The 24,211-nt window shown below is 38.2% G+C and carries 23 protein-coding genes; 18 read left to right on the forward strand and 5 right to left on the reverse strand.

Annotated features, from left to right (window positions below; all coding sequences use genetic code 11):
* Positions 1-171 precede the first annotated feature (171 nt).
* Positions 172-627, reverse strand: a complete 456-nt coding sequence (locus tag BBI00_RS12820; protein ID WP_065399132.1) for a DUF1801 domain-containing protein — start codon at positions 625-627, stop codon at positions 172-174.
* Between the two features lie 310 nt (positions 628-937).
* A complete protein-coding gene (locus BBI00_RS12825) occupies positions 938-3,418 on the reverse strand; it encodes a GEVED domain-containing protein (protein WP_065399133.1) in 2,481 nt (826 codons plus the stop codon).
* Between the two features lie 223 nt (positions 3,419-3,641).
* Between BBI00_RS12825 and BBI00_RS12830 the strand changes: the two genes are divergently transcribed.
* From BBI00_RS12830 to proC, 4 genes are all read left to right on the forward strand, one after another.
* Positions 3,642-4,847, forward strand: a complete 1,206-nt coding sequence (locus BBI00_RS12830) for a pyridoxal phosphate-dependent aminotransferase (RefSeq protein ID WP_065399134.1) — start codon at positions 3,642-3,644, stop codon at positions 4,845-4,847.
* A 9-nt stretch (positions 4,848-4,856) separates the two neighbouring features.
* Complete coding sequence (locus tag BBI00_RS12835; RefSeq protein ID WP_065399135.1) at positions 4,857-5,351, forward strand: hypothetical protein; 495 nt, start codon at positions 4,857-4,859, stop codon at positions 5,349-5,351.
* A gap of 6 nt (positions 5,352-5,357) precedes the next feature.
* The gene (gene murB / locus BBI00_RS12840) at positions 5,358-6,371 is read left to right on the forward strand and encodes a UDP-N-acetylmuramate dehydrogenase (RefSeq protein ID WP_065399136.1); all 1,014 of its coding nucleotides are present in this window, start codon (positions 5,358-5,360) and stop codon (positions 6,369-6,371) included.
* A gap of 181 nt (positions 6,372-6,552) precedes the next feature.
* A complete protein-coding gene (proC, locus tag BBI00_RS12845; protein ID WP_065399137.1) occupies positions 6,553-7,356 on the forward strand; it encodes a pyrroline-5-carboxylate reductase in 804 nt (267 codons plus the stop codon).
* Here the strand turns inward: proC and BBI00_RS12850 are convergent.
* Complete coding sequence (locus BBI00_RS12850; RefSeq protein ID WP_065399138.1) at positions 7,346-7,759, reverse strand: VanZ family protein; 414 nt, start codon at positions 7,757-7,759, stop codon at positions 7,346-7,348. The two genes, proC and BBI00_RS12850, sit on opposite strands and share 11 nt — an antisense overlap.
* Before the next feature lie 55 nt (positions 7,760-7,814).
* Here BBI00_RS12850 and lnt point away from each other — a divergent pair, with 55 nt between their 5' ends.
* Complete coding sequence (lnt, locus tag BBI00_RS12855; RefSeq protein WP_065399139.1) at positions 7,815-9,449, forward strand: apolipoprotein N-acyltransferase; 1,635 nt, start codon at positions 7,815-7,817, stop codon at positions 9,447-9,449.
* A 230-nt stretch (positions 9,450-9,679) separates the two neighbouring features.
* The gene (locus BBI00_RS23580; RefSeq protein WP_262487265.1) at positions 9,680-9,925 is read left to right on the forward strand and encodes a glycosyl-4,4'-diaponeurosporenoate acyltransferase CrtO family protein; all 246 of its coding nucleotides are present in this window, start codon (positions 9,680-9,682) and stop codon (positions 9,923-9,925) included.
* 84 nt (positions 9,926-10,009) lie between these two features.
* On the opposite strand, the gene BBI00_RS12865 is transcribed toward BBI00_RS23580, so the two are convergent.
* The gene (locus BBI00_RS12865; protein ID WP_065399140.1) at positions 10,010-11,719 is read right to left on the reverse strand and encodes a T9SS type A sorting domain-containing protein; all 1,710 of its coding nucleotides are present in this window, start codon (positions 11,717-11,719) and stop codon (positions 10,010-10,012) included.
* 242 nt (positions 11,720-11,961) lie between these two features.
* Here BBI00_RS12865 and rpmB point away from each other — a divergent pair, with 242 nt between their 5' ends.
* The 6 genes from rpmB to BBI00_RS12895 all read left to right on the forward strand — a co-directional run bounded on the left by rpmB (position 11,962) and on the right by BBI00_RS12895 (position 14,418).
* Positions 11,962-12,204 carry a 50S ribosomal protein L28 gene (gene rpmB / locus BBI00_RS12870; RefSeq protein ID WP_002976757.1) on the forward strand — a complete coding sequence of 81 codons (243 nt, stop codon included), beginning with the start codon at positions 11,962-11,964 and terminating at the stop codon, positions 12,202-12,204.
* A gap of 6 nt (positions 12,205-12,210) precedes the next feature.
* Positions 12,211-12,393: a 50S ribosomal protein L33 gene (gene rpmG / locus BBI00_RS12875; RefSeq protein WP_002976756.1), complete on the forward strand. Its 183-nt coding sequence runs from the start codon at positions 12,211-12,213 to the stop codon at positions 12,391-12,393.
* Between the two features lie 20 nt (positions 12,394-12,413).
* Positions 12,414-12,566 carry a DUF4295 domain-containing protein gene (locus BBI00_RS12880; RefSeq protein ID WP_065399141.1) on the forward strand — a complete coding sequence of 51 codons (153 nt, stop codon included), beginning with the start codon at positions 12,414-12,416 and terminating at the stop codon, positions 12,564-12,566.
* 89 nt (positions 12,567-12,655) lie between these two features.
* Positions 12,656-13,123, forward strand: coding sequence for a RidA family protein (locus tag BBI00_RS12885; protein WP_065399142.1), 468 nt, complete (start codon positions 12,656-12,658; stop codon positions 13,121-13,123).
* A 15-nt stretch (positions 13,124-13,138) separates the two neighbouring features.
* Entirely contained in the window at positions 13,139-14,092 is a 954-nt protein-coding gene (ftsY, locus tag BBI00_RS12890; protein ID WP_065399143.1) for a signal recognition particle-docking protein FtsY, read from the forward strand.
* Positions 14,093-14,163: 71 nt separating this feature from the next.
* Entirely contained in the window at positions 14,164-14,418 is a 255-nt protein-coding gene (locus BBI00_RS12895; RefSeq protein WP_065399144.1) for a GlsB/YeaQ/YmgE family stress response membrane protein, read from the forward strand.
* 78 nt (positions 14,419-14,496) lie between these two features.
* On the opposite strand, the gene sppA is transcribed toward BBI00_RS12895, so the two are convergent.
* The gene (gene sppA, locus BBI00_RS12900; protein WP_065399145.1) at positions 14,497-16,254 is read right to left on the reverse strand and encodes a signal peptide peptidase SppA; all 1,758 of its coding nucleotides are present in this window, start codon (positions 16,252-16,254) and stop codon (positions 14,497-14,499) included.
* Between the two features lie 20 nt (positions 16,255-16,274).
* Between sppA and folK the strand changes: the two genes are divergently transcribed.
* The 6 genes from folK to fmt all read left to right on the forward strand — a co-directional run bounded on the left by folK (position 16,275) and on the right by fmt (position 24,163).
* Positions 16,275-16,691 (forward strand): 2-amino-4-hydroxy-6-hydroxymethyldihydropteridine diphosphokinase, encoded by a 417-nt coding sequence (gene folK, locus BBI00_RS12905; protein WP_065399146.1) that lies wholly within the window; start codon positions 16,275-16,277, stop codon positions 16,689-16,691.
* 17 nt (positions 16,692-16,708) lie between these two features.
* Positions 16,709-17,824, forward strand: coding sequence for a flagellar motor protein MotB (locus tag BBI00_RS12910; RefSeq protein WP_065399147.1), 1,116 nt, complete (start codon positions 16,709-16,711; stop codon positions 17,822-17,824).
* A 45-nt stretch (positions 17,825-17,869) separates the two neighbouring features.
* Positions 17,870-19,396: an OmpA family protein gene (locus tag BBI00_RS12915; protein ID WP_065399148.1), complete on the forward strand. Its 1,527-nt coding sequence runs from the start codon at positions 17,870-17,872 to the stop codon at positions 19,394-19,396.
* Between the two features lie 210 nt (positions 19,397-19,606).
* Complete coding sequence (locus BBI00_RS12920; RefSeq protein ID WP_065399149.1) at positions 19,607-21,043, forward strand: OmpA family protein; 1,437 nt, start codon at positions 19,607-19,609, stop codon at positions 21,041-21,043.
* A gap of 78 nt (positions 21,044-21,121) precedes the next feature.
* Positions 21,122-23,029 carry a RecQ family ATP-dependent DNA helicase gene (locus BBI00_RS12925; protein ID WP_065399150.1) on the forward strand — a complete coding sequence of 636 codons (1,908 nt, stop codon included), beginning with the start codon at positions 21,122-21,124 and terminating at the stop codon, positions 23,027-23,029.
* Positions 23,030-23,212: 183 nt separating this feature from the next.
* Positions 23,213-24,163: a methionyl-tRNA formyltransferase gene (gene fmt / locus BBI00_RS12930; protein WP_065399151.1), complete on the forward strand. Its 951-nt coding sequence runs from the start codon at positions 23,213-23,215 to the stop codon at positions 24,161-24,163.
* Positions 24,164-24,211 lie beyond the last annotated feature (48 nt).

Here is a 24,211-nt window from a genome sequence, read left to right on the forward strand (position 1 = left end):
ATGACGGGTTAAACGTATTAAATGATGTGGTTATTATTTCATTTCCCGCAGATAAAGCAGATTGTGCAGATGTTTGTATATAAGAAAATTTAATGCGCTTAACCTGATCAACTCCAACTCACCTCCCTCATTCTAAAAAAGCCCTGAAATCATGTGACTTCAGGGCTTTTGCTATTTCTTATACTGAGATTCATAAACTCTGATCCAGTCTTCCGGTGTCATTTTCCGGCTCAGTTCAGCAATCAGTTCAAAAGGGATATCATCTGCTTTTTTGAAACGGACACAGGATTTACCCATATCCAGTTTTCTCTTCGAATGTTTCGGATATTCCGCTACAAACCAATCCAAAAGCTCAGGGGTAGAATAAAGTCCCATATGATACAGCGCTGTAAAGTTTTTTTGGGACGCCAGATTGATAAAAGGCAAAGGTGTTCCCGGAGTACAGTGATACCCTGCCGGATAAGTTTTCAATGGAACACCCCAGCCTAACATTCCGTAACTGAGGTTTTCTTCAAAACCTTCCGGAAGATTGTTATGAATGGTTTCAAAAAGTTTTCTGAAAGCGTCTTGTCTTTCTTCAGGGATCTTTGAAATATAATCCTCAATGGAAACTGCCTGGATCTGCATATTTAGTTTTTTTCTAAAGTACAATTATTTTGTGAAACTGTTTTTATAATTTTAACGTGATTTCGGTTTAGCGTAAGCCGCTGAAAGATAGAAAGAACTTAGAAGTTATTTTCAGTGTAATGATCACTATAAAATAATCATTACAATACAGGAGGCTTATTATTCTTATGAGTTTCATGGTTTCATGGCTTCCTGCTCCCGGCTTCCCCCCCTGAAAAAACCCATTAAATATAATAGAATTCACATTAATTTTAATAAAAAAGGCAGCCACATCAATGCAACTGCCTACAGAAATTATTAACTCAAAAAATTATTTCTTAATAGCCTTTACTGTTGATTTTGAACCATCTTTAAAGTTCATCGTCACCAGATATAAACCGCTGTTCAATTCTCCTAACTGAAGTTCTTTTGACGGATTATCAATAGTTTTCACCACTCTTCCTGCAACATCTGTAACGGTTACAGATTTCACATCTTTCATATCTGAAATATACAGAACATCTTTGAAAGGATTAGGATATACACTGATTTCTTTTTTCTTCAACGCCGTTTCTGAAGTTGATAAGGAAGTAGCCACTTCAAATGTAAAATCAATGAATTCACCTCTTACAATAGCCGTACACGGGTTTGACGGAGCTGTACTGTTATAATCAGTCACCACTCTCATTCTGTAATTCCCTACCGGTGTTCCCGCAGGCACAGTAATAGTTCCTGAAGTATTTGTTATATAAGTGTTAGTAACAAACATTCTTTCTGAAGCCTCAAAAGTTAAGTTATTATTCCAGTCTACCCAAACACCGATTCCGCATGTAGGACCTCCGGCGGTGAAGGATACTGAAGTAGTAGCTCCCGGAGCATTGATGATCTTATTATTAGTTGCTGTCAGGTTTTGATACCCACCTGCCACACTGGAACCTGATGAATAAGCCATATCTATAAGACTTCCCGTAGAAGTGAAAGCAGAAAGCCATGAATTCTGATTGGAAGATGAAGGCAGACAATACCCTGTTCTGAAGGCAGTAAGCTCACTCCAGATACTCTTGTCGCTGCCACTGCATACAGACCTTACCCATGCATAATAATTTGTATCTGCAGATAATGAATTCAACGGAGCGGAGGTTGTGGAAGAAGTTGTAGAATTGGAAGCGTTCAGCACAGTGGTAGCATCGGGTGCAGTATTCGTTGTACTGTAGTATACTTCGTATCCGTTTGCAGGAACTGAAGCTGGTACCGTCCAACCGATAGTTGCTGAATTCATTGTCACATTGGATGAAGTAACAGCAGTAGGTTCTAAACACGTTGGAATATCCTGAACTGTAATATTATCAATGTAAATACCTCTGGAAGTGCCTCCTAAACCATGTTTAAATGCCAGCTGCAGATCTGAACCTGCCGGGATATTAACAGTATACTGCGCAAAAGAAGTCGTTAAAGCAACAGGAGCTCCAATCTGGTTAAAAGAAGCAGGATCTGCAGGATTTGATAAAGTCCCTACCAATAAGGTATAGTTACTTGATCCTCCTTTTGCATAGAACCTTACACGTTTGTTTCCGTTTGAAAGGTTCGTCGTTGGAGGTGAAACCAGCATCTGACTGCCGCTGGTAGCTGTTGAATTATTCAGATAATAGGCATTAGGTGCCGAATAGCTGTTTGTTGTTGATGCATTTACATATCCATAGCCCGAAAATGATGCACTTTCCAGGTACGCCCAGCAGCTTGGAGCATTTGTACTACTTGAAGAGCCTGTAGTTGTAGTGTCAAAATTCTCCGTATAAGGTGTAGTGAAAGTAGAACAAGCCGTTTTAAATGTTCCGCCAAAAGACCATGCACTCTGGCTTGTAGCAGAACTACAGTTGGTTCTTACCCAATAATAGTAGGTTGTATTTGAATTGAGACTTCCTATAGTTGTACTTGTGCCTGCTACATTTGGATAGGTAGGAGATACTGTACTGGAAGGTATGGTACTGGACGTGCTGTGATACACATCATAGCTTGCCGCATTGGTAGGCCCTGTCCATGAAATAAAGGCAGAATCAGCAGTGATACCGGAAACAGTCTGCAATACTGGAGGAGTACAGTCTGAATAGACATCTGCTGAAAAAGCAAAAATATTAGGATAACCTGAACCACTTGCCTTAGTTACCGTCACACTTTGTATAGGTTTTGCCTGGTTCGCTGCATCTATTACCAATGCATTTTGATAAAGTCTCGGATCTGAAGTACTGGATTCTAAAGCATCTGTAGTTATTTTAATTCTTCCGATTCCTTGGATGGCAAAATTGTTTCCGCCATACCAGTCAGAAAGACTTATATTAGAAAATACCTGGCTGCTTCCATCCGTAAAATTAACCGTTATGTTCACTGTAGATGTTCCACTTCCACTGGTAGAAAGCATATACAATGTAAAAGCAGGTTTAGGAGTGGTGAAAGTAAGCGTTCCGCTGTCATTGGCAGCAACCAGTCTTAGCGAGTTATTTCCACTTAAATTTCCCAAAACATAACTAAGTCCCGGAGTTCCTGCCACTACAGAATTAATAATTCCGTCCACCGGAATACCATAGGTAATCGCAGGACTTGTGGAGGTCAGCTGAAAATCCTTGGCTACAAAAGCATAAGAAACCCCATCTACATCATTATTCGTAGAATTTGCTGAAGAACCTATACCATTTGCAATTACATCAGCAGTATAGCCTGAAGCAACCGGCATGGTTTGATAATTCTGAGCCATCATTGTAGTGGCAGATAACAGAGCAATAGCAGGTACTACTCTAGAAAATAAATTTATTGTCATTTTATTCACATTTGAGCCGAAAATTAAGAAAAATTATAATACAAAAAGATTATTTTTACAAAAATACTAACATTAACTCAAAATGTATAAAATATTAATATTAAACAATAGTAAAAATAGTAAGATTTAAAGAGAACATGCACTTATTGTATTTTTCTTATTGACTCAGAATTTTATTATTGGGAAATTAAATCCTATTTTTGTCATACAAATTTTTTGAACAATGCCAAATATTTCAAACAGAGCACTGCATATGCCGGCATCACCGGTAAGAAAACTGGTTCCCTTTGCGTTACAAGCAAAACAAAAAGGAATAAAAGTATATCACCTTAATATCGGACAGCCTGATATTGAAACTCCGGAAACGGCTTTGAATGCCTTAAAAAATATTGATTTAAAAGTATTGGAATATGCACTTTCTGAAGGTAATATTGAATACAGAAAAGCCCTTACAGAATATTATCATTCATTAGGATTTTCGGATCTTACTCCTGATAATTTCATCGTTACCAATGGAGGGTCTGAAGCGCTTAATTTTGCTATTTCCACTTTATGTGATGAGGGAGACGAAGTGATTATTCCTGAACCTTACTATGCCAACTACAACGGTTTTACCAGCACCTTTGATGTAAATGTTGTAGCTGTACCATCTACTATTGATACTGGTTTTGCCCTTCCTCCTATTGAAGAATTTGAGAAAAAGATTACAGAAAAGACAAGAGCAATCGTGATCTGTAACCCGGGGAACCCTACAGGATATCTGTACACCCGTGAAGAACTTCAGAAGCTTGCGGAAATTGCTTTAAAATATGATATCGTTGTGATCTCTGACGAAGTATACAGAGAATATGTATATGACGGAAAACAGCAGATATCAATGCTGGAATTCCCTGAACTGAGCGAAAACTGCATCATCATCGATTCTGAGTCTAAGCGTTATTCCATGTGTGGAGTAAGAATCGGATGCATGGTGACCCGTTCTCAAAAAATCCGTAATGCAGCTATGCTTTTTGCACAGGCGAGATTAAGCCCGGTTCTTTTGGGACAGATTGCCGCTACAGCTGCACACCAGAATGACGGACCTTACATCAGAGCTGTAAGAGAAGAATATACCCACAGAAGAAATGTATTGGTAGATCTCCTGAATGCAATTCCTGGGGTGATCTGTCCTAAACCGAGAGGAGCTTTCTATTGTGTGGCAGAACTTCCGGTAGATGACACAGAAAAATTTGCCCAGTGGCTGCTTGAAAAATATTCCCTTAATAACGAAACAATCATGGTAGCTCCTGCAGGAGGTTTCTACAGTGATCCGGAACTGGGGAAAAAACAGGTAAGAATAGCTTACGTTCTGAAAGAAGAAGATTTAAAAAGAAGTGCTGAGATTCTTAAAGAAGCTTTAAAAAAGTACAGAGAAGAGTTCAGCCTATAAAATACAATCATGCCGACAACAACAAACATCCATCTGAAAATACTGTTTTCGATATTTTTGCTGTCGGCATTTTTTTCCTGTGAAACCAAGAAACAGGAGAAAACTGTTTCCCACAAAAGCCCGGGCGAAATAACATCAATCAGTGTATCACATATCGGCGGGATCCTTGGAGACTACAGAATCATTAAAGCAACCCAGGATTCTGTGTTTGCAGAAAAAGGAACTACAGCCAGCCAGACCCATAAGGAATGGCGTTCAGCCATAAGTCATGACACCTGGAAATCGCTTATCTTCTCCATCAATACAGAAGACCTTGATGATATTAAAAGTTCTCCGAGCCAGCAGTCGGTAGACGGAATTGATGAAACCTTTCAGATCCGTACTCCGAAAAAATCCCATATCTATGTTAACTCATTTGCAGATACTGCCCACTACAGGCAGCTTCAGCTGTTTAAAGAACAATTAGACAAAATTCTTCCTAAAGAATACAAAGAATACCAATAATACAACATGCTAGAAAATTTTTCATTAAAACCTTATAATACATTCGGTGTTGAAGCCAGTTCCAGATACTTCGCTGAAGTGAACAGCATTGAAGCATTAAAAGATGCACTCACTTTTGCAAAAGAACAGTCTCTTCAACTATTATTTTTGGGTGGCGGAAGCAATATCCTGCTGACAAAAGATTTTGAGGGTCTTGCGATTAAGCTGAATTTAAAAGGAATTTCTGAAGAAAGCATCAATGATCATGAAGTTCTTATCACTGCAAAAGCAGGCGAAAACTGGCATGAATTCGTTATGTACTGTTTACAAAAAAACTATGGCGGACTGGAAAATCTTTCTTTAATTCCAGGAAATGTAGGAACCTCCCCGATGCAGAATATCGGAGCCTATGGAACTGAGATCAAAGATGTTTTTGTCAGCTGCCGGGTGCTGGATCTTAACAGCCTTGAACTTACGGATTTTGATCTTGAACAGTGCAGGTTTGGTTACAGAGATTCGATCTTCAAACAGGAAGGAAAAGGAAGGTATGTTATTCTTGAAGTTACCTTTAAACTTACCCAAAAAGAACATCACATCAAAACAGAATACGGTGCTATTAAATCCGAGCTTGAAAATCTGGGCATTGTAAATCCTACCATCCAGGATGTTTCCAAAGCAGTGATCAACATCAGACAAAGCAAACTGCCGGATCCGAAAGAAATTGGGAATGCCGGAAGCTTTTTCAAAAATCCAACGATTCCTCTAGCGCAGTTTGAAGATTTAAAACAAAAATTTGAAAATATTCAGGGATACCCGAATGGAGCCATGGTAAAAGTTCCGGCCGGATGGCTGATCGAACAGTGCGGATGGAAAGGCAAACAAATCGGAAATGTAGCCTCCCACAAATTACAGTCACTGGTTATCATCAATGCTACAGGGCATGCTACCGGAAAGGAAATCTTTGATTTTTCTACAGAGATCATCAATTCTGTGAAAGAAAAATTCGGAATTGAACTTGAACGGGAAGTGAATATTATCTAATAAAAAACATATAAAGGCTGATTCGACTGGAATACAGCCTTTTTTACTTGCGGTATACCAAAACAGCATCATTATTCAAATCTTTATGTCTTTACGCTGCCCGCAACAGTTCTTTTTATAGGTTTTCGTTATTTCTACCTCCCGAAAAATCATTACTTTAGCTTAAAAATTACAATTTGTGATGAAAATAGCTATTCTTGGAGCCGGAAATATGGGACTTTCTTTTTCAAAATCATTCTTAAAGTATGAGCTGATCAGACCTGAAAACCTTCACCTGATCCTCAGAAATCCTGGAAAAATCTCTAAAATAGCTGAAGAATTTCCCCAATCAAAAATTTCCACCTTTGATGAAGTCAGTGACCTGGATGCTGACCTGATCATTATTGCTGTAAAGCCTCAGGATTTTCAGACGGTATCCCAGAACATCCGGTTTACCTTTAAAGAAAACCAGATGATCTTATCCATCATGGCGGGAATCAATATTGAAAAAATTCAAAAACTCCTGAACCATCCTCTTGTGGTAAGAGCCATGCCCAACTCTCCTACTCTTCTTGGAATGGGAATTACAGGCTATACAGCAGCCAATGGCATTTCATTCAGTCAGCTTATCAGTATAGAAAGGCTGCTGAACAGCACAGGAAGATCTGTTTATCTGGAAAATGAAGAACTTCTGGATGGTGTGACCGCTCTGTCCGGAAGCGGACCTGCTTATTTTTATTATATCATTGATGCTATGATCAAAGCGGGAATTGAAATGGGAATTGAAGAAAACCTTTCCAAACTTTTTGTAAAACAGACCATGCTGGGAGCTTATCACCTGATCAATAATTCTGAGAAAAATCTTGAGGAACTGATCAAAGATGTAGCCTCTAAAGGCGGAACAACAGAAGCTGCCTTAAAAACTTTTGAAGAAAACAGTTTCAAAGACATTTTAAAGCAGGGAATTCTGAATGCTGAAAAACGCGCGAAAGAACTCAATAGTTAAACCTCTTTTCAATATACCTGCACATAAGCCATCCCAGATATACCCCAAAAGTATTCAGGATGATATCGTCTACCTCAAATATTCCCATTCGGGTAAAATACTGGAGAGCTTCCACGATGACAATTGTAGAAATAAATGCAAAGATGAGTGTCTTAAGATCTTTCAGCTCAGGAAAAACCCACCCTGAAAACCCAAATGGAATAAACATAATGATATTACCGAAAACAATCATGAGGATATATTTCCAGTCTAAACTGTTCTGAATAAACTCTATGGTAGAAAATACAGGTTCCACCCTGATCAGGTTGTCCTCATACTGAAAACGGCCCATCCCCAGAAACATCAGGTAGAGCAGAAACAAAGTATAGGGTACAATAACGGCCTTGTAAATTTTCTTTAACATCAGGTGCTAATATATTCATTTCAAAAACATTAAATTTGTGTATTAAAATAATTTAATGAAATACGTTCTGCTTACACTTATTTCAGCAATGCTGCTGTCGGTCTCATGGCCAACTTATGGGGTTCCGTTTTTTATATTTTTCGCACTTGTTCCGCTTCTGATGATGGAACATGGCGTTTCAAAATTTTCAGATTATAAAAGGAAAGGCTGGGTGGTCTTCTGGCTGTCTTACCTTTGTTTTGTTATCTGGAATATAGTGACTACAGGATGGCTTTATGGCTCTAAAAATCCTGACGGAAGCCACTCTCTGATGGCCGTTGTATTTCCTGTAATGGTCAACTCCCTGCTCTACTCACTGGTATTCCAGTGTTACCATTGGTATAAAAATGCCCAGGGAACCTATTGGGGACTGGGTTTCTTCATTGCGATCTGGATGAGTTTTGAAAAATTCCATCTGGGCTGGGAACTGACATGGCCCTGGCTGAATTTAGGAAATGTATTTTCAGAATACCCTAAGCTGATCCAGTGGTATGATACGCTGGGAGCCACCGGGGGAAGCTTCTGGATCCTCCTGATCAATGTTTTGATCTTTTATACGGTCAGAACATGGGAAGCCGGCAGAAAAAGAAAGGACCTGATTAAAAATTCATCAGTTGTAGCAGCTTTGATAGCACTTCCGATGATTATTTCAGTCATTAAGTACAATAATTTTGATGAAAAACCTACCGGACAGGTTAATGTATTGATGCTGCAGCCGGACCTTGATCCTTATGCTGAAAAATATTCTAAAGACAGCCTTACGATCGAACAGGATTTACTTTCACTTGCTGAAAAAAACTCAACCGGTAAAATTGATTACTATATGGCTCCTGAGACGGCGCTTCCAGGCAGGGGCTCCATTTCTGAAACCGCTTTTGAAAAAAGTTTACTTTTAAATAACATCAAAGGATTCCTGACCAAACATCCGGGATCTGTTTTTGCAACAGGAATTTCATCACACCGTTTTTACCGTGATCCGGCAACAATGCCTAAAGAAGCCTATGAAATCAACCTGGGACTCTGGATCACCAGTTACAATACAGCGATTCAGCTTGCCCCGAATCAGAAAGTACAGGCCTATCATAAAGGGAAACTCGTTCCCGGGGTTGAAATTTTCCCTTACATCACCGTTCTGAAACCTATTTTAGGTAATGCTATGCTTAATCTTGGCGGTACGGTAGCTTCCTTAGGGACGGACAAAGAAAGAGTTGCTTTTTCAAACCCTTATAATAAAGGTAAACTGGCTCCTATTATCTGCTATGAAAGCATCTATGGGGAGTTTGTAACGGATTATGTAAAAAAGGGAGCTAACTTTTTAGGAATTATGACCAATGATTCTTGGTGGGGAGTGACGGAAGGCCACAAACAGCTTCTATCCTATGCCAGATTAAGAGCCATTGAAACGAGAAGAGAGATTGCCCGTGCTGCCAACAGTGGTATTTCTGCCCATATTGACGCAAAAGGAGAAATAACAGCCGATACTTTTTATGGAGATCAAACCGCATTGTTTGCCAAAGTAAACCTGTATGACACGATGACCTTTTATACAAGAGCCGGGGATCTGCTTTCAAGATTTTCAATATTTGCATTAGGCTTTTTACTGTTTTATTATCTTATTGAAAAATTCCGAAACAGAACAAAAAAATCATAATTTCCAGGTAAGATTAAACAATCAAAAAATTACTCTTTTAGATATGGTCATCAAATATTTCACCTTTAGTATTTCAATAACATTTATTTCCTGGATTGTTGGAATGTTTGTGAATGCCTTTCTAAAAAATACAACTTTCTATAATAAAAACTCTCCAATCTGAATTTTATAAAAAGTGAAAAATTTAATAAATCTATTGGGTTATTTTTTTTAAATTCTTTAATCAAAAATTGAAACTTAAAAGCAAAATTCAGAAAAGTAATTTAATCATTTTAAGAAATGAAATGACAAAATCTGAAATAGATCATTTGATTGGATTTGTTTTTGTAAGTGTTTTTGCTTTTCTTAAAATTTTAGGAAACAATTTTATTTTTGCAATGATCATCATGATTGTAAATATAATGATGAATTTGTACCCATCTTTACTGCAGCAAGAAAATAAAAGAAGAATTGATAAATTCATAAAAAAAATATAATGTAAACCTTTATTACATAAATAAAAGAGAAAAGCCAGCTGGACGTCTGGCTTTTCTCATTGATAGAAGATAGAATTGATTCAATTACTTAATCGTAAGTTTTCTGGTGGTTATTTCGTTTTTTATCTTCAGTTTTAGTAAATATACTCCTTTAGGTAAGTGAGAAACATCAATTGACTGGTCCCCATTTACAATAATATTCAGTTTTTTTCCGTCCATTGAATACATTTCAGCTTCAGAAACTTTTTCGCCTCTTATATATACTTTATCAGATACAGGATTCGGGTAGATAACAAGTTTTGTTGCAGCCTTGATGTCTTTTACCCCCAGTGTATTGTTGACAGAAGCATCGGAATATACTTTGGAGGCATCAATCGATTTTACACTCCAGTATACATTTTCTACGGCCGGGTCAAGGTCAAGGAACCATGAAGGAGTCGTTACTATATATTTGGCGATATCCTGGGCTCCCTGCGTTGTTCCTACCGTTATTTCATACCTTAAAGCATTCACCGGGGTTTTGTCATCTGTAGCGCCACTCCATGAAAAATTGAACCGGTTTCCGTTTCTGGTCAGATTCAGATCTGTAGGAGGAGTTGGTTTTAAATTGGCTTCTGTTGAATTATTTTTAAAAACTTTTGTCAGAGACGGCAGGTCTGTTTTATCCCAGTCGAATCCACCCATTAAAATATCCAGGTGATGATCATTATTAAAATCAAACAGATGTACGGTACCAGGCCCTCCAAGATTGGATAAACCGTTGATTGTACCTTCCGTAAACTGTTGATTGGAAACATTATAAATATATGTCTTCACTACTGCCGTGTAATTTTCATTCCCTGTGACAATAAAGTCATAATAACCGTCATTATTCAGATCTCCAACGCTTAAAGAAACATCAGAAATATCGGGCATACTGATCTGTTGGGCTGTGAGCGTTCCCGTACCGTCATTCATCAGGACGGCAAAATATCCGTCATCATTTCCATCCCTTCCTATGACAACAAGATCCTGAAAACCGTCAGCATTAAAATCTGCAAACTCAATTTTACCTGCTGATAAGGGATCAAGGTCCTGCGCCGGCACCAATGTTCCTGCCTGATTCATATAAACCTTACTGACCGGGTTCTGGTTGACATCTGATCCTATAATCACAAGATCCAGAAGCCTGTCGTTATTGAGGTCTACCAGCTTAAAACTACCGCTCTGGGTCCCTTCCAGCCAATGCCCGGTCATATCAAAACCCGTCCCGGTATTCTGATAATAGTCCAGGGTATTCCTGAAACCTGCTCCATTGATATATTGAGTACCGTTAAGTGCATAATCCGATTTCCCGTCATGATTGAAATCAAAAACTTCCAATGAACTGTAAACTTTCCCGGGAATTTCAGCTTCTTTCACAAATCCTGTTCCTGTATTTCTGAAACGGTACTGTTTATAATTCACAATATCCATATAGCTGAGTCCTGTAGAAACAATATCCATCAGGCCATCATTATTAAAATCCATAAAACGGATATCTCCCATATGGGTTACATCTCCGCCCAGACCTGCATACGGCAGCAATGTTGAACCATTATTCTGATATACTTCATTATACGTGCTGTCTACATTTCCGTCACCATCAGAATCTATAGCTCCATTCAGTACAATATCCAGTGTCCCGTTGTTATCAATATCAGCAATATCAGCTGCTGAGTAATAAAAGTTTTTCATACCGGTCTGTACTTCAGTAAAGTTCTGTGCAGCCAGACCTACAGGAAGCATCGACAATAAAATATAAATTCTCTTCATTCTATTTTTATTTAGATTAATTAAAAACAAAGATAGAATATTAAATTATTGCGGGTAAAAAAAGCCTGTATGAAATATATCAGCACTGATTTTCTGTGAGATCCCGGAAATTCGGGTATTTTAAAAATTCAATATTATTAATCAGCCACTTATTTGCAAATATTTTCCAAAAGATTTGTCTATCTAAAAAATTCTTTGTTATTTTGCACTCTCAAATATTATACAAATAAGAACATCGAGATATGTCAAGAATTTGCCAAATAACAGGAAAGCGTGCAATGGTTGGTAACAACGTTTCTCACGCTAATAACAAAACGAAGCGTCGTTTTGAAATTAACTTATTAGAGAAGAAGTTTTACCTTCCGGAGCAAGATAAGCACGTAACACTGAAAGTATCAGCTCATGGATTGAGAGTGATTAACAAGATTGGAATCGAGGAAGCTATTGAAAGAGCTACAAGAAACGGATTGATTAAAAAGAATTAATAAATCATGGCAAAAAAAGGAAACAGAGTTCAAGTAATCCTTGAATGTACAGAGCACAAAGAAAGTGGTATGCCAGGAATGTCAAGATACATTTCTACAAAAAATAAAAAGAACACTACAGAGAGATTGGAATTGAAAAAATACAATCCTGTTCTTAAGAGATCTACCATTCACAAAGAAATTAAGTAATTTATAAATAATAACTTACCATGGCAAAGAAAGTAGTAGCAACCCTACAAAGCGGTCAGTCTAAAAAAATGACTAAGGTGGTGAAAATGGTGAAGTCTTCTAAATCAGGAGCTTACGTTTTCGAAGAAAAAGTAATGAATGCTGATGAAGTAGATGGTTTTTTGAAAAAATAATCAATACTTTATTTACAATATAAAAAACTACTCATATTTTGGGTAGTTTTTTTGTTATCTTTGTGCACCAGATTATTAATCAGTAAAGTATGAGAAAGATTCTTGTTCTGGTTGGCACCGCAACTTTTCTATTTTCATTCAGTCAGAAAACAATGAACCCTACAGCGTATAAAAGTTCGTCAAAAGTTTTCAGCATCAAAGGGCTGTCACAGTCAGTAAGTATTGATTGCGGAAGCGCTGCAATGATTTTATTATCCGGTCAGGTTCCTCTGGATTCGGAAGGTAACCTTGTGGGAAAAAATGTAGAGGAACAGACTCAGCAGGTTTTCAAAAATATTGAGAATATTCTGAAGGAATACGGAGGAACAGGAAAAGACGTAGTAAAGCTGGGAATCTTTATGACAGATATCTCCAAAGCTCCTGATTTCAGAAAGGTCAGGGATATGTATGTCAATCTTCAGAATCCTCCTGTAAGCAGCCTTGTGGAAGTAAGCAGGCTTTTCAGAGATGATGTCCTTATAGAAGTGGAAGCCACAGCAGTGATTAAAAATAAATAAGAATAAACTAAAACTATGAGTTGGTTTAAAAATATTTTCAAAAAGGAAGAAAAAGAAACCTTAGATAAAGGATTGGAAAAATCCAGCCAGGGATTCTTTGAAAAAATGACGAAAGCCGTAGTCGGCAAAAGTAAAGTAGATGATGAAGTCCTGGATGATCTGGAAGAAGTTCTGATTGCATCTGATGTAGGAGCCTCTACCACAATCAAAATCATAGAAAGAATTGAAGAGCGTGTTGCCAGAGACAAATATGTAGGGGTAAACGAGCTGGATACGATTCTTCGTGAAGAGATTTCAGGATTATTGCTGGAAAACCCTCATGCCGGTACAGGAAATATTGATACGTCCAAAAAGCCTTATGTTATCATGGTAGTAGGGGTAAACGGAGTTGGAAAGACCACCACGATCGGAAAACTGGCCCATCAGTTTAAATCAGAAGGCAAAAAAGTTGTTCTGGGAGCAGCTGACACCTTCAGGGCTGCGGCAGTTGACCAGCTTACCATCTGGAGTGAAAGGGTTGACGTTCCCATCGTAAAACAGGGAATGGGCTCTGATCCCGCATCGGTTGCATTTGACACTGTACAAAGTGCTGTAGCTCAAAATGCAGATGTTGTGATTATTGATACGGCAGGAAGGCTGCATAACAAAATAAACCTGATGAATGAGCTTTCCAAGATCAAGAGAGTGATGCAGAAGGTAATTCCTGATGCACCGCATGAGATTCTATTGGTTCTTGACGGTTCTACAGGGCAGAATGCTTTTGAACAGGCCAAGCAGTTTACAGCCGCTACGGAAGTGAATGCCCTGGCCGTAACCAAACTGGACGGAACAGCAAAAGGAGGTGTTGTTATCGGGATCTCTGATCAGTTTCAGATTCCTGTAAAATATATAGGCGTTGGCGAGAAAATGCAGGACTTACAACTTTTTAATGGTACGGAATTTGTAGACTCATTCTTCAAGAAAAGATGATTTATATCATATTTTCCCTTGTTTAGCAAACAAATCACTTTTAAATATTAACAATTAAAAAATTTGAAACTATGGGAATTTTAACCTGGATCATATTTGGTCTTATCGCAGGAGCTATTGCAAAATTAATAATGCCGGGTACTCAGGGAGGCGGATGGCTCATGACAATTATCCTGGGAATCGTAGGAGCATTTGTCGGAGGATTTGTAGGAAATTTAATCGGCTGGGGAACAGTTGACAGTTTCGACTTCAGAAGTATGCTGCTTGCCATCGGAGGGTCACTCATTGTCCTCTGGATTTACGGAATGGCAACAAGGAAAAGCTGATATAGCAACGCTTAAAAAAAATAAAATCCCGGATCTCAATTCAGACCCGGGATTTCTGTGTACAATATATAAATTTAGTTAGTTGTTGATTCTGATCTGGTAAGGCATTTCCATTTTTACTTCAGCCTGCAGTTTCTTATCTGTGATCTGTTGTAAGATCTCATAATTGGATTTTCCAATTTTATTTTTAATGATTCTCGCAGAAACATCCTCTTCATTCAGATCTTTGAACAGCTGCTCAAACGGCGACATTTTCTTAGGATAACCTTCTACGTGGTAAGATTTCAATCCTGCTTTCTGAGCGGCAAACTTTACTGCGTCATTCAATGTTCCCAGTTCATCCACCAGACCAATCTGCTTGGCACGGACTCCGCTCCATACTCTACCGCCTCCTACACTATCAATCTGCTCGAAAGTTTGCTTTCTGTTTTGAGTAACGAAGTGTACAAACCTTTTATACGTTCCCTCCACACTTCTCGTCATCATATTCACTCCATAAGGTGTCACCCCGTTCAATCCTGAATAATACATAGAATTGGCATTGGTAGCCACCACATCTGCACGGATTCCGTTTTTGTTGGCAATATCCTTATAATAAGGCAATACTCCGAAAACTCCTATGGAACCGGTAAGCGTATTAGGTTCTGAATAAATTTTATCAGCTGCCATAGCCACATAATATCCTCCTGACGCTGCATAATCACCGAAAGAAACAACCAAAGGCTTTTTCTTTTTCAGTTGCTGCAATTCAAATAAGATCTCATCTGAAGCATTGGCACTTCCACCCGGAGAATTGATCCTGAAGATCACAGCCTTCACTTTATCATCTTCCTGAAGCTTCTTGATGTATTTCACATACTTCTCTGCGTGAATATCATTATAGCCGTCTCCGTTATTAATAGATCCGGAAGCATACAGCACTGCCACTTTTTCACCGGATTTATCATCATCAGCATAAGAACTGATATAATTAGCCAATGAAATTTTATTCAGTTTCTCTTTATCCTTCAGGCTTAATTTAGTCTTAAGAAGATTTTCGTATTCGGACTTCTGGATCAGCTTATCCGCAAGTTTATATTTCAATCCCTGTTCAGGAATCATTCCGTATAAACTGTCAACAATTGTTCTGAACTGAGCAGTATCAATCTTTCTTGAAGCAGCCATCTTATAAGAGGTATTTTTCCAAAGGTCATTCAAGAGCGTACTCAACTGCTCTTTATTTTCAGGAGAAATATCATTTCTTAAAAAAGGTTCTACAGCCGATTTGAATTTACCGTGACGGATCACTTCAATCCCGATTCCGTATTTATCAGCAAAATCCTTAAAAAATGTAACCTCAGTAGAAAGTCCCTTCAGTTCGATACCTCCTGCAGGGTGCAGATAATACTGGTCAGCTACTGATCCCAGATAGTATGCAGACTGAGATACACCGTTTCCGTAAGCATACACAAATTTTCCGCTTTTTTTGAAATCTTCAATAGCATTTCTAAGGTCATCAATCTGAGTAAGACCTGCATTCAGATCATCAGCTTCAATACTTATCCCTTTAATATTATCATCGGTTTTCGCTTTGTTAATTGCTTCCAGGACATCATACAGAAGAACATTTTTGTTCTGACTGCCTATATTAAACAGTCCCATTTCCTCCTCGGTAGGGCTGTCTATGATATTTGTCTTTAAATTAATCGTAAGAACCGAATTCTTTTTTACCACCACAGACTTTTCATTCCCCATAGAACTAAACACAAGCATCATAATGAAAAAGATGAAAAAAACAGCGCAAAGTAGGAGTATTGCTACTATATTTGCTAAAACATTTTTAAAAAAGCTTCTCATAAATCAATCAATTTTCCAATATGTCGCAGCAAAAGGTAGTTTTGTTACTAGGAAGTAACCTCGGAGAGCAAAAAAAAAATATTGACCTTGCATTACAGAAAATACGTGATGCCGGAAACAAAATATCACAAACCAGCGAATATTTAATGTCTGATCCCGTAGAATTTGCCAGTTCCAATATTTTTTGTAATATTGCAACAATAATATTCACGCATCTTTCACCAATTCAACTGCTTGATTGTATTAAGAATATTGAAGTTGAAATGGGAAGAATTAATGATTCAAAGGTATCCGGAGGTTATACTGACAGGATTATAGATATTGATATCATTAAGTATAATGAATTAAATTTTATATCAGAAAGATTAGAAATCCCTCATAAAAAGCATCTTTTTGAAAGGGATTTTTCCAGAGTATTATTAAAGGATTTTATATAAAACATAAAACATATTGTATGAAATTAGGTTTATTATTATTGGCTACAACATTGCCGATTGCCGCTTTCGCACAGAACAGCAGCACTACAGTAAACTCTTCTACCGAGTATCCTAACACATTCTCATCGGGATCAGCTAACGTACAAACTTTCGACAACAAATCCAGACGCTTCAGAGACTGGTCTATTTCTGTTGGAGGAGGTCCTGCATTTATGGTACATTCTGACCTGAAGTCTATTCGTAAAGATAAGACCAACTGGGGATATAATGCTTACGTAAGTGTAGATAAGCAGATCACACATGCATTCGCTTTAAGCGTAATGTATATGCGAGGAGAAACAAAACAGACGGCACAACTTCCAGGCGCTGCAGGTCAGACATCAGGAATTGCTACTGCTACCACACAATTCGATAATATATCTTTATTGGGAGATATCAATTTCTCGAACCTTTTCAGAAGAGTTGATAACCACTCTCCATACAGATGGGCTTTCCACGGATATATGGGTATCGGTGTGCAGGGATTCAGAACTTCATTGCATGATAATGATCAATTCAGATGGAGTAACGTTCCAAGAAGAACTCCTTTATTCATTAAGCAGGACATTGATATCAACTCTATCTTCTATCAGGGAGGTATAGGGATCAAATACAATGTTTCCAAACTTATTGACATTGAAGCAAGAACCATGTACATCATCAGTGGTGATGATGAATTTGATGGTGGCGGATGGGCAGATCCTAACGATTATGACACTTCTACCCCAGGTTCAAAATACAATATGCTGAACGCAAGAAGATCAGACAATGCATGGACAGTAAGTTTAGGGTTATCTTTCAAATTAGGAAAACACCCTTCTCACCTGGCATGGCATGATCCGCTTCAGGAAGCATATTACAGAACAAACGTCTTAGAAAATGCCTCAACTGATTTTGTGGTTTGCGAAAAAGGTGATGCAGATAATGACGGAGTATGTGATGACTGGGACAGACAGCTTGATACTCCTGCAGGAGCAAGAGTAGACGGAGCCGGAGTTGCTTTGGATATGGACCTTGACGGTGTTATTGACCTTTATGATAAATGTGTAACAGTACCTGGACCTGTTGAAAACAACGGATGTCCGGTGAAATAATACCACTCATTTTCTTTAAGAAAAAAAATCAAATAATAATACACGATGAAATTAAGTTTAGCAATTGTTGCTTTAACTTTGGCTTTCCCTGCCTTAAGTTATGCACAAGACTCAACGGCAGTTTCCACCGGAGGATATCCCAATACATTCTCATCAGGATCTGCCAATGTTTCCCCATTCACCAATCAATCCAAGAGATTTAATGACTGGTCTGTATCAGTAGGAGCTGGTGTTCCGCTTCTTCAGTCAGCAGATTTAACGTCTATCAAAAATGGTAACGGTAAAAATCTTTTCGGATATTCTGCATATATAAGTATTGATAAAGCAATTACCCATGCTTTCGGAATCAATTTACAATATGACAGAGGTGAAACCAGACAGGGATGGTTCAATACCAAAGATGCAGCACCTGATGCTTCTGCAATAGCTGGTAGAACTCAGTATGATGCCATCTCTTTATTAGGGGATGTTAACTTTTCTAATCTGTTAAGAAGAGTTGATAACCATTCTCCTTACAGATGGGCACTTCACGGTTATGCAGGTATTGGTACTATCGCTTACAGAGCTTATCAGAAAACAAGCCAGGGTCAGCAGTTAATGACTGAAATAAAACCTTTCCAATTAGGTTCATTATTCATGCAGGCTGGTGCCGGTTTGAAATTTAAAGTCAACAGAAGAATCGACATTGAAGGTAGATTGATGTATGTTGTAACCGGTGACGATGAATTCGACGGAGGCGGTGATGCGTACAGTGCTGTCAATAAACGTTCTGAGCAGGTTTCTGACAACTTCTTCAACGCAACTTTAGGTCTTTCCTTAAAATTAGGAAAACATGAGTCTCACTTAATGTGGCATGACCCGTTACAGGAAATCTATTACAAACTGGATGTACTGGCTAACAAAAACCAGGATATCGAAGTATGTAAGAAAGGAGATGCTGATAACGACGGAGTGTGTGACGATTGGGACAGACAGCTTGATACTCCTGCAGGTGCAAGAGTGGATGGTGCCGGAGTTGCTCTTGACACAGACCTTGATGGCGTAATTGACCTTTACGACAAATGTGTAACAGTACCAGGACCTGTTGAAAACAACGGATGCCCGGTAGAGAAAAAAGATAATAATCAGACTGCAGTAGAAGTAGAGAAAACTCTTAAAGATATCTACTTTAACTTCAACAAAGCTACGATCAGACCTGAATCTAACAGTAAGCTTGATCTTGCAGCTTCCATCATCAAGGAAAATGGAGGAAACTATCTGCTTACAGGACATACCGACATCAAAGGAAATGCAGCTTACAATCTTAGACTCTCTAAAGAAAGAGCGGCCGCTGTAGTAGGCGCTTTAGAAAACAGAGGAGTCAGTGAAAATGTACTGAAATCAAGAGGGGTAGGTTCTGCAGAGGCTACTATCCCGGCTTCAGCTTCTGATGCGGAAAGAATGGCAGACAGAAAAGTTACTGTAAAGTTCATAGAAAGTTCACAATGGGATGCGATCCAAAAGAAAGATTATGAAGATGCTCCTGTGAAAAAAACGGTAAAAAAAGGACCGGCTAAGAAAAAGAAAAAATAATCAATATAACCCTTTAAACCGGAAAGAATTTGTCTTTTCGGTTTATTTTTTTTCTACTACGAAATTTTTTACATACCTTTATATCATTTTCAGGGCAATACGTATTGATTAAATTGAATATCAGAACTATTGTTTTGAAAAATATTATACAAAAATCACTTTTTAACGTAAAAAATCATTTAAAATAACTTAACTAAAAAAAATAACACTATGAAATTAAGTTTAGCAATTGTTGCTTTAGCTTTGGCTATTCCTACTGCCAGCTATGCACAAGACTCAACGGCAGTTTCAAATGGAGCGTATCCCAATACATTTTCTTCTGGGTCTGCCAATGTTTCCCCATTCACCAATCAATCCAAGAGATTTAACGATTGGTCAATTTCTGCCGGGGTTGGTGTTCCACTTCTTCAGTCTGCAGATTTAACGTCTATCAAAAATGGTAACGGTAAAAACCTTTTCGGATATTCTGCTTATGTAAGTATTGATAAAGCAATTACCCATGCTTTCGGAATCAATTTACAATATGACAGAGGTGAAACCAGACAAGGATGGTTCAATACCAAAGATGCAGCACCTGATGCTTCTGCAGTAGCTGGTAGAACTCAGTATGATGCCATCTCTTTATTAGGGGATGTTAACTTTTCTAATCTGTTAAGAAGAGTTGATAACCATTCTCCTTACAGATGGGCACTTCACGGTTATGCAGGTATTGGTACTATCGCTTACAGAGCTTATCAGAAAACAAGCCAGGGTCAGCAGTTAATGACTGAAATAAAACCTTTCCAATTAGGTTCATTATTCATGCAGGCTGGTGCCGGTTTGAAATTTAAAGTCAACAGAAGAATCGACATTGAAGGTAGATTGATGTATGTTGTAACCGGTGACGATGAATTCGACGGAGGCGGTGATGCGTACAGTGCTGTCAATAAACGTTCTGAGCAGGTTTCTGACAACTTCTTCAACGCAACTTTAGGTCTTTCCTTAAAATTAGGAAAACATGAGTCTCACTTAATGTGGCATGACCCGTTACAGGAAATCTATTACAAACTGGATGTACTGGCTAACAAAAACCAGGATATCGAAGTATGTAAGAAAGGAGATGCTGATAACGACGGAGTGTGTGACGATTGGGACAGACAGCTTGATACTCCTGCAGGTGCAAGAGTGGATGGTGCCGGAGTTGCTCTTGACACAGACCTTGATGGCGTAATTGACCTTTACGACAAGTGTGTAACAGTACCAGGACCTGTTGAAAACAACGGATGCCCGGTAGCTACAACAGGACCAGTAGTAGAAACAGAAACTAAACTGGAAGGAATTGAGTTTGACTTAAATTCTGACAGAATCTTACCTTCAAATACTCCAATCCTGAACAATGCTGTAAACTATATCAATTCTTCAAATGGTTCTTACAGCGTAATCGGTGCCACTGATACAAGAGGTACTGATGCATACAACCAGAAACTATCTGAAAGAAGAGCCAACAACGTTAAGAACTATCTGATCAAAAACGGGGTTCAGTCTGGTAAAATCAACGCTATCGGTAAAGGTGAAAAAGACCTTAAATACCCTGAGTGTGAACCGGCAACAAAATGTCCTGAATGGAAAAACAGAGCAAACAGAAGAGTATACTTCGAAGCTAAATAATAAACTTATTAATTTATTATATGAAAGTCACGCACTGCGTGGCTTTTTTTGTTGTCATACTTTCCTTATTTTTACAACATGATTTCTCCACAGGATTTTCAAAAACTAAAATATGATACTCTTAAGTATTTCTGGGGCTATACCGGCTTCAGGGATTCTCAGGAAGAAATCATCGATGCTGTCATCAAAGAAAAAGATACATTGGTCCTGTTACCTACAGGGGCAGGAAAATCATTATGCTATCAGCTACCGGCCTTGTTGAAAGAAGGAACCTGTCTGGTAGTCTCTCCCCTGCTGGCTCTCATGAAAGATCAGGTAAACCAGCTTAAGTTCAGAGGCATAGAAGCAGAATATCTATCTTCCGAACTTGATGAATATGATGCCGAAGATATTTATAACCGCTGCAAGGAAGGACTCACAAAATTACTTTATATTTCTCCTGAAAGATTGACCAATACTCAGTTTCTTCAGAACATACAAGATATTCAGCTCTCGTTTATAGCAGTAGATGAAGCCCACTGTATCTCAGAGTGGGGGCAGGATTTCCGTCCGAGTTATCAGAATATCAAAGGGTTCAGAAGTAATAATCCTGAAATTCCTTGTCTGGCTCTGACGGCAACCGCAACTCCCAAAGTATTGGATGAGATTAAAAACAAACTGGAGCTGAGAAATCCATCTGTTTTTCAGAAAAGTTTTAAAAGAAACAATATCAGAATTTTCACAGAAGAAGTTTCTGATAAATTCCAACGTGTTTTCGATATTTTAAAATATAATAACGACTCCGGAATTGTATATGTGAGAACCCGGAAAGAAGCGGAACAGCTGTCAGAATTTCTGAAAAAAAATCAGCTGAAAAATGTGGATTATTTCCATGCCGGACTGACCACTAAAGAGAAAAATGCAAAACAAAATCTCTGGAATAACAGCGACAATCACGTTCTGATCTCAACCAATGCTTTTGGAATGGGAATTGACAAAGACAATGTACGTTTCGTTATTCACTATTCTCCTGCTGCCTCCCTGGAAAATTATTATCAGGAGATCGGAAGATCCGGAAGAGACGGAAAAGAAAGTTTTGCGTTTATGCTCTGGAATAAACAGGAGCTATTGAATTTTGATCAGATCTTAAAAAATCAGATTCCCAACAAGGCAGAATTTCTGAAAATAATCAGTTATCTCTACTCTATTTTCCAGGTTGCAGAATTCGAGCTTCCGGAGAAAACTTTCCAGTTGAACATCAACGGTATTCAGAATTTCACAAGATTGTCGAAGGCAAAAATCAGTAATGTCCTGAATTTCCTTCATAATCAGGAAATCATCTATTATAATGACAACAAGAGTTTATCTTCGTTGGAACTGTTCATTAAGTCGGATGAAATAGATCAGCTGCCACAGAAAGATGCTTATTTTATAGAGCTTTTATTTCGTACCGTATCTGGACTTACCACTCATAAAGTGATGTTCAGTGAACAGCAGGTGAGCAATAAGATCAATGTCAGCACTCCCCTGATCAAAGAGCGTCTGAAGGAACTTCAGCAAAAAAATTATCTTGAATATATCGACGGTGCACTGTCTAGTATAAAGTTTCTGAAACCCCGTGATGAAAGAGCTGTCCATAGTGCTTACTGGAAGTTGTTTGAGCATATTCAAAGAAATAAAATCCAGAAATGGGAAGAAATGAAGTTTTATACAGAGAACAACAGTTACTGCAAAATGAAGCTCATTCTCGCTTATTTTGGAGAAAAAAACTCAAAAAACTGTGGCCACTGCTCTGTTTGTGAAAAGAATAAACAATCTATTTTCGGAAAGAATATTTCCCAGCAGATCATCAATCTGTTGGCAAAAAAACCTTCCACTATCGAAGAACTTTCTATACAGCTGAGTTATCATTCTAAAGAAAATATTCTGGAAAACCTGATCTTCCTTTTGGATTCGGGGAAAGTAAGAATGCTGAATTTCAGAACTTATATGCTTAATCATGAGTAATGAGTGATGAATGATGAATGATGAGTGATGAGTAATGGGTAATAAGAAGCAGAGCTCAACCAGGTATTGAAGCCTGATATTTTCATTCACAAGATACACTTTTCAAACACTCCTGCCCTCAAACCCTCTCACTCTCTGGCTCAGCCATCTTTCTACGTCAAATCAAAAACTTATCTTTGCATTATGAAATCATTGAAAGTTGTTTTTTTAGGGACTCCTGAGTTTTCCAAAACTTCATTGGAAGCCATTCACCAATCTCACCATCATGTAGTAGGAGTAGTAACTGTTGCTGATAAAGCCAGCGGACGGGGACAGAAAATTCATCAGTCACCGGTAAAAGTATATGCATCCGAAAATAATATTCCTGTTTTCCAACCTGAAAAATTAAGAAATCCAGAGTTTCTGGAAGAGCTCAGAAAGTTGGAAGCCGATGTTTTCGTTGTGGTCGCATTCAGAATGATGCCTAAAGTTCTTTTTGAAATGCCTGCAATGGGAACATTCAACCTTCACGCCTCTTTACTTCCGGATTACCGTGGAGCAGCTCCTATCAATTACGCAGTCATCAATGGAGAAGAAAAAACCGGAGCAACCACATTCTTTATCAATGAAAAAATTGACGAAGGAAATATCCTTCTTCAGGAAGAACTGCCCATATTACCGGACGAAAACGCAGGAAGCCTTCATGACAGACTGATGGAAATGGGTGCTAAATTGGTGGTTAAGACATTGGATGGTCTTGCAGAAAATGCAATTGAAGAAAGGCCTCAGCCACAGGTTGCTGAACCTAAAAATGCTTATAAAATATTTAAAGAAGATACCAGGATCAATTGGAATGCCCCTTCGAAAACCGTTCATCAGTTTATCCTTGGAATGTCTCCCTATCCTGCTGCTTTCACTACTTTAAAAATAGGAAATGAGGAAAAAGGACTAAAGATATTCGGCGGAAGATTTGAATTGTCAGATCATGCCCAACATTCTGCAACGCTGGAGATTTCAAAGAATGAATTTAAAATCTATACAGAAGACGGTGTCTATTATCCACAGGAACTTCAGCTGGAAGGGAAAAAAAGAATGAATGTGAAAGATTTCCTGAACGGTTTCAGAAACTTTGACGAAATCAGCTTATTAGATTAATATACCTGTCAGTTTTAACTGCAAAAGATAAAGATGAAACACTTAAGT

The organism is Chryseobacterium arthrosphaerae, from assembly GCF_001684965.1.
Lineage (GTDB): Bacteria > Bacteroidota > Bacteroidia > Flavobacteriales > Weeksellaceae > Chryseobacterium > Chryseobacterium arthrosphaerae.